Origin of the sequence: Nevskia sp., from assembly GCF_023266035.1 — a bacterium.
Taxonomy (GTDB): Bacteria; Pseudomonadota; Gammaproteobacteria; order Nevskiales; family Nevskiaceae; genus Nevskia.
The window spans coordinates 1-5,836 of record NZ_JAHFRY010000007.1 but is presented as its reverse complement, the minus strand read 5'-3'; the positions used below and the strand labels follow the sequence as shown (position 1 = coordinate 5,836).

The 5,836-nt window shown below is 66.2% G+C and carries 4 protein-coding genes and 1 pseudogene; all 5 read left to right on the top strand.

Translation table 11 applies throughout. From position 1 onward, the window contains the following. A pseudogene (locus tag Q0D45_RS01440) lies at positions 1-527 on the top strand (Fic family protein); the annotation flags it as partial. Between the two features lie 25 nt (positions 528-552). Next, the gene (locus tag Q0D45_RS01435) at positions 553-1,692 is read left to right on the top strand and encodes an epoxide hydrolase family protein (RefSeq protein WP_293387549.1); all 1,140 of its coding nucleotides are present in this window, start codon (positions 553-555) and stop codon (positions 1,690-1,692) included. A gap of 100 nt (positions 1,693-1,792) precedes the next feature. Next, positions 1,793-2,128 carry a DUF1820 family protein gene (locus Q0D45_RS01430; protein WP_293387547.1) on the top strand — a complete coding sequence of 112 codons (336 nt, stop codon included), beginning with the start codon at positions 1,793-1,795 and terminating at the stop codon, positions 2,126-2,128. A gap of 24 nt (positions 2,129-2,152) precedes the next feature. Further along, the gene (locus tag Q0D45_RS01425; RefSeq protein ID WP_293387545.1) at positions 2,153-2,914 is read left to right on the top strand and encodes an MBL fold metallo-hydrolase; all 762 of its coding nucleotides are present in this window, start codon (positions 2,153-2,155) and stop codon (positions 2,912-2,914) included. A 23-nt stretch (positions 2,915-2,937) separates the two neighbouring features. After that, positions 2,938-5,836 (top strand): phosphoribosylformylglycinamidine synthase (purL, locus tag Q0D45_RS01420; protein WP_366946302.1); only part of this gene is annotated, 2,899 nt, incomplete at its 3' end.

Sequence of the window (5,836 nt, the reverse complement as noted above, 5' to 3'; positions counted from 1 at the left end):
TCCACCCGTTCCTGGATGGCAATGGCCGTCTCGGCCGCCTGCTGATCGCCCTCCTGTTGGTTGAAGCCAAGGTGCTGCAGTACCCGCTGCTGTATTTGAGCCTCCACTTCAAGGCCAATCGCAGCGAGTACTACGACCGCCTCAGCCGCGTGCGGACGCATGGCGACTGGGAAGGCTGGCTGCGCTTCTTCCTGCGCGGCGTCGTCAACACCGCCGCCGAAGCTTGCGCTACCGCCCGCCAGATCGTCGCTTTGTTCGATGCCGATCGCGCCCGCCTGCCGGCCATGGGGCGCTTGTCCGCTACCGCGCTGGCGCTGCACCGGCATCTCTGCACCCGGCCGGTCACCAACGTCGTGCAGGCGACGGCCGCCACCGGTATCGCCCGGTCCAGCGTGCTGACCGCTTTCGCCCGGCTGACCGAACTCGGCCTGGTTCGCGAAATGACCGGCTACCGACGCAATCGCGTGTTCGCCTACGACGCCTACCTGCGCCTGCTGACGCGCGATACCGAACCGCTGCCCAACTAATTCATCCGTCCCCGGAGCCTCTTTCATGACCACCAGCATCCAGCCCTTCCACCTGTCCATCCCCGAATCCCAACTCGTCGATCTGCGCCGCCGTCTGGAGCTGACGCGCTGGCCTGATCGGGAGACGGTCGTCGACTGGTCGCAGGGCGTGCCACTGGCACAGGCGAAGGCGCTGGTAGAGCATTGGCTGACGAAGTACGACTGGCGGCGCTGCGAAGCGATGCTGAACGGGCTCGGCCAGTTCACCACCGAGATCGATGGCGTGTCGATCCACTTCCTGCATGTGCGTTCGAAACACGAGAACGCGATGCCGATGATCATGAGCCACGGCTGGCCGGGTTCGGTGATCGAGTTCCACAAGGTGATCGGCCCGCTGACCGATCCGACCGCCCACGGCGGCCGCGCCGAGGATGCGTTCCATCTGGTCATCCCGTCGCTGCCCGGCTTCGGCTTTTCCGGCAAGCCGACCGCGGCCGGCTGGGGCGTGGAAAAGATTGCCAGCGTCTGGGCCGAGCTGATGCAGCGGCTCGGCTACGAGCACTACGTCGCCCAGGGCGGCGACTGGGGCGCGCTGGTGACCACCCAGCTCGGCAAGCTGCATCCGGCCGGGCTGGCGGCGATCCACGTCAATCTGCCGGTGGTGTTGCCGGCCGATCTCGGCCATAAATTCAGCGCCGAGGAAGCCGCGATGCTCGGCGCGCTGCAGCACTACGATCGTTGGGATTCCGGCTACTCGAAGCAGCAGTCGACGCGTCCGCAGACGGTTGGTTACGGGCTCGCCGATTCGCCTTCCGGCCAGGCGATGTGGATCTACGAGAAGTTCTGGAAGTGGATGGATTGTGGCGGTGATCCGCTCAGCGTGCTGGCGGCCGACGAAATCCTCGACAACGTCATGCTGTATTGGCTGAGCAACAGCGCCGCGTCCTCGGCCCGCCTGTACTGGGAGAGCTATCACGATGGCTTCATCGCCGTGCAGCTCGTGCTGCCGGTGGGCTGCAGCATCTTCGCCAAGGAGATCTACCGCGCGCCGCGCAGCTGGGCCGAGCGCTGCATGTCGAACCTGATCTACTGGAACGAGGTTCCGAAGGGCGGCCACTTCGCGGCGTTCGAGCAGCCGGGGCTGTTCGTCGACGAACTGCGCAACTGCTTCCGACTGGTGCGTTAGCGGAGCATTTCGGCGCGGTCTGATTGCAGGCCGCGATGTATGGGAAAATCGCGCCCGTCCCGGCCTTCCATCGCTCCGGGCTGCGAGTTTCGCCTCAAGCATGAGTACTCCCCAGCGCCTGTACCGCGTCACCTTCCTGAATCAGGGCAGCGTCTACGAGATCTACGCGCGCTCGGTCAGCCATGGTTCGATGATGGGCTTCGTCGAGATCGAGAAAATCGTTTTCGGTGAACGCAGCTCTATCCTCGTGGACCCCGGCGAGGAAAAGCTGAAAGCGGAATTCGCCAATGTTTCGCGCAGCTTCGTGCCGGTGCATGCCATCGTCCGCATCGACCAGGTCGACAAGGCCGGCGCCGCGCGGATCATGGCCGGGGGCGAATCCGGCAAGGTCATGCCGTTCCCGGTGTTCACGGGCGGTGGCGACCATAAGTCCTAGGCCTTCCACGTTCGGAGTTGTGTGATGCGCTTTGCCTATCTCGGCAGCGGCAGCAAGGGCAACGCGCTGATCGTCGAGGCCGGCGATACCCGCGTGCTGCTTGACTGCGGTCTGCCGCTGGTCGAGGTCGATGCGCGTCTCGCGCGGCTCGGCCTCATGGCCAGCGATCTGACCGCGATCGTCGTCACCCACGAGCATGGCGATCACATCGGTGGCGTGGCGAAACTCGCGCGTCGCAACAAGCTGCCGGTCTGGCTGACCGCCGGCACGCGGGCTGCGTGGAAAGCGGCGCCGGATGAATGGGTGCGCACCTTGAGTCCGCATCGGCCGATCACCATTGGCGCGCTCGAGATCGTGCCGTACCCGGTGCCGCACGATGCCCGCGAGCCCTGTCAGTACGTGTTCGGCCATGCCAGCAAGCGGGTCGGCGTGCTCACCGATGCCGGCAGCGTCACGCCGTACATGCGCGAATCGCTGACCGGGCTGGACGCCTTGCTGCTCGAGTTCAACCACGATCGGCAGATGCTGCTGAACGGCCCGTATCCGGCGTTCCTCAAATCCAGAGTGGCCGGCCCCAAGGGTCACCTGAGCAATGCCCAGGCGGCCGAGCTGCTCGGCAGTCTCGATATTTCCCGGCTTCAGCACCTGGTGCTGACCCATCTTTCCGAAACCAACAACACGCCGGAGCACGCGCTGGCAGCGGCTTCCGAAGTGCTTGGCGCCCAGCCCGACTGGCTGGTCTGCGCCCACCAGGACGCCGGCCTCGACTGGCGTCACGTCAACTGAGATAGAGAATTTCTGCAATGAGCCTGCACATCCTGTCTGGTGGCACCTCGCTGTCCGCGTTCCGTATCGAGCGCCTGCGCGCCAGCCTGGCAAGCCATGCGCCGGCGGTCAGCGGCCTGCGCGCCGTCGAGTTCTTCATGGTCGATGCCCAAGACGATGATGGGGGCGTCGATGAAGCCGCACTCTGCAAGTTGCTCGATGCCACGACGGCTCAGCTTCCGACTGCCGACGCGATGCTCTACATCGTGCCGCGCCTCGGCACCTTGAGCCCCTGGGCGAGCAAGGCCACGGACATCGCCAAGGTCTGCGGGCTGAAGGGCGTCAAGCGTGTCGAACGCGGGCGCCTTTATTTGCTCGATGGTGTGAAGAGCCTGCCGGCCGCAGCGCTGGCCGATCTGCATGACCCGATGACCGAATCGGTGCTGACCACGGTTGCCGATCTGCAGCACGTCTTCGCCAGCGGCACGCGCCGCAGCCTGCGCAGCGTCGATGTGCTGAGCGGCGGCCGCGAGGCGCTGGTCAACGCCAACCGCGACTGGGGCCTGGCGCTGTCGGCGGACGAGATCGACTACCTCGTTGCCCATTACACCGGCGTGGCCAAGAACCCGACCGACGCCGAGCTGATGATGTTCGCGCAGGTCAACAGCGAGCACTGCCGGCACAAGATCTTCAACGCCGAATTCACGGTCGATGGTGCGGTTCAGCCGGACTCGCTGTTCGGCATGATCAAGCTCACCTACAAGGCCTCGCCGGAAGGGGTGTTGTCCGCGTACAAGGACAACGCGTCAGTGATCGAAGGCCATCAAGCGATGCGCTTCTTCCCCGACAGCGATCGTGCCTGGCGCGAGCACGACGAGCCGGTGCACATCCTGATGAAGGTCGAGACCCACAACCATCCGACCGGCATCTCGCCGGCCGCCGGTGCGGCCACCGGCTCCGGCGGCGAAATCCGCGACGAAGCAGCGACCGGCCGGGGTGGTCGCCCGAAGGCTGGCTTGTCCGGCTTCACGGTGTCGAACCTGCGGATTCCCGGTTTCGTGCAGCCCTGGGAACAGGATCTTGGCAAGCCGGCGCGCATCGCCAGCGCGTTGCAGATCATGCTCGACGGCCCGATCGGCGCCGCCGCCTACAGCAATGAATTCGGCCGCCCGGTGCTCAACGGCTATTTCCGCACCTACGAGCAGAAGCTGCCGGACGGCAGCATGCGCGGCTATCACAAGCCGATCATGATCGCCGGCGGCTACGGCAACATCCGTGGCCAGCACGTCGAAAAGCTCGCCGTCGTCGAAGGCGCCAAGCTGGTCGTGCTCGGCGGCCCGGCGATGCTGATCGGCCTCGGCGGCGGTGCCGCGTCGTCGATGGCGACGGGCGCATCCAGTGCCGAACTGGACTTCGCTTCGGTGCAGCGCGCCAACCCGGAACTGGAGCGTCGCTGCCAGGAAGTCGTCGACCAGTGCTGGGCGCTCGGCGAACAGAATCCGATCCTGTCGATCCACGACGTCGGTGCCGGCGGCATCTCCAATGCGCTGCCGGAACTGGTGCACGCCGACGATCGCGGCGGCCATTTCAAGCTGCGCGATGTGCAGAGCGCCGATCCGGCCCTGAGCCCGATGGAAATCTGGTGTAACGAATCGCAGGAGCGTTACGTCCTCGCGATCGCGCCGGAATCGGTCGCCGTGATCCAGGCGATGTGCGAACGCGAGCGCTGCCCGTTCGCCGTGGTCGGCACCGCGACGGCCGTGCAGCAGCTGATTGTCGAAGACACGCTCGATGGCAGCTTGCCGGTCGACATGCCGATGCCGGTGCTGCTCGGCAAGCCGCCGAAGATGCAGCGAGTGACGGTGCGCAAGCCTCCGGTCAGCGCGCCGCTGGCCTACCCGCCGGCCGGCGATGCCGCGCAGAAGGCCTTCATCAAGGACGCCGCCGAGCGCGTGCTGAAGCTGCCTACGGTCGCCTCGAAGCAGTTCCTGATCACCATCGGCGATCGCACCGTCGGTGGTCTCACCGTGCGCGACCAGATGGTCGGCCCCTGGCAGACGCCGGTCGCCGACGTCGCCGTGACCGCAACCGGTTTCGAAGCGACGACCGGCGAGGCGATGGCGATGGGCGAACGCCCGACCATCGCCCTGCTCGATGCCGCCGCTAGCGGCCGCATGGCGGTCGCCGAAGCGGTGCTGAACATCGCCGCTGCCCACGTCACCAAGCTGTCCGACATTCGCCTGTCGGCGAACTGGATGGCCGCCTGCGGTCAGGGTGATGAGGACGCGCGCCTGTTCGATGCGGTGGAGGCGATCGGCCGCGAGCTGTGCCCGGCGCTCGGCATCGCGATTCCGGTCGGCAAGGATTCGCTGTCGATGAAGTCGGTCTGGCAGGACAACGGCGAAACGAAGACCCAGACCTCGCCGCTGAGCCTGGTGATCACCGCGTTCGCGCCGGTCGCCGACGTGCGCAAGACGCTGACGCCGCAGCTCAAGGCCGAGGCCGCCAGCCGTTTGATGCTGGTCGACCTCGGTGCTGGCAAGAACCGCTTGGGCGGTTCGGCGCTGGCGCAGGTGTTCGGTGCGGTCGGCGACAGGGCGCCGGATCTCGACGATCCCGCGCGCCTGAAGGCCGCGTTCGACTGGCTGCAGACGATGAACGCGGCCGGGCATTTGCTGGCCTATCACGATCGCTCCGACGGCGGCCTGTTCGCCTGCTTGAGCGAAATGGCTTTCGCCGGCCGCAGCGGCATCGATGTGGCGCTCGACGCGCTCGGCCCTGATCCGGTCGCAGCTCTGTTCAACGAGGAGCTTGGTTTCGTCGTCCAGCTGAAGCTCGCCGATGTCGACGCCGCCGTCGCCAGCGCCCGCGCTGCCGGCTTGCACGCCGGGCTGATCGGCGAAGCCAGCGCCGACGAAAAGATCACCATTCATCATGGTGGCA